This window comes from Pandoraea sp. B-6 (genome assembly GCF_000282835.1).
GTDB lineage: Bacteria > Pseudomonadota > Gammaproteobacteria > Burkholderiales > Burkholderiaceae > Pandoraea > Pandoraea cepalis.
Map to the genome: position 1 here is coordinate 446 of NZ_KB290496.1, position 696 is coordinate 1,141.

General features: G+C 69.3%; 1 pseudogene. It reads left to right on the forward strand.

Annotated features, from left to right (window positions below):
* Positions 1-696: pseudogene (locus tag A985_RS28935) on the forward strand (hypothetical protein); the annotation flags it as partial.

Below are 696 nucleotides of genomic sequence, written 5' to 3' on the forward strand. Positions count from 1 at the left end.
CGCCCACGTGCTCGAAGATGCCTTCGTCGCGGCACAACGCGGCGCCCTTCTGCTCGACGCAACGCTCATCGACCGCCTGCTGCAGGGTGTCGATCTGCTGATGCGTCTGGCGCATCCGCCGGGCCGCGATCCGAACTGGGCGCAGGGCGCGGGCAAAGCGGAAATCGACGCCTTCGTCACGTCGTTCACCGGGCAGCTCGCCACGTTGACGAGTGAAGCGGTGCAGACGCCCGCCCATGCCGCCCCCGTGAGCGCCGCGACGCCCACGCCGTCGGCCGAACCCACGGCATTCGATTACGCCAGTTACGGCATGCCGACGTCGGCGACACCGCCCGCGCCCGACGCCATGACGATCGCCGCGCCCGTATCGCCGGCGTCGCCGGCCCCGCCCGGCCCGCCCGAGCCCTACGACGTGCGCGACAACTACGACACGACCAACGACAATGACGTCGTCGACCCCGCGTCGCGCGCGTTGCGTGTGTCGGCGGACAATCTGAACCGACTGCTGCGACTCTCCAGCGAAGGGTTGGTGGCGTCGCGCTGGACGCAGCCGTTCGCGCAGTCGTTGCAGCGGCTCAAGCGTCATCAGCATGAGGCGGGCGATGCATTGGACCGCGTGAGCTCGGCGCTTGCGCAAGTGGTGGATCGTTCCGATGAAGACCGTCAGGTGTTGCTCGCGGCGCTGGCCGATCTGCG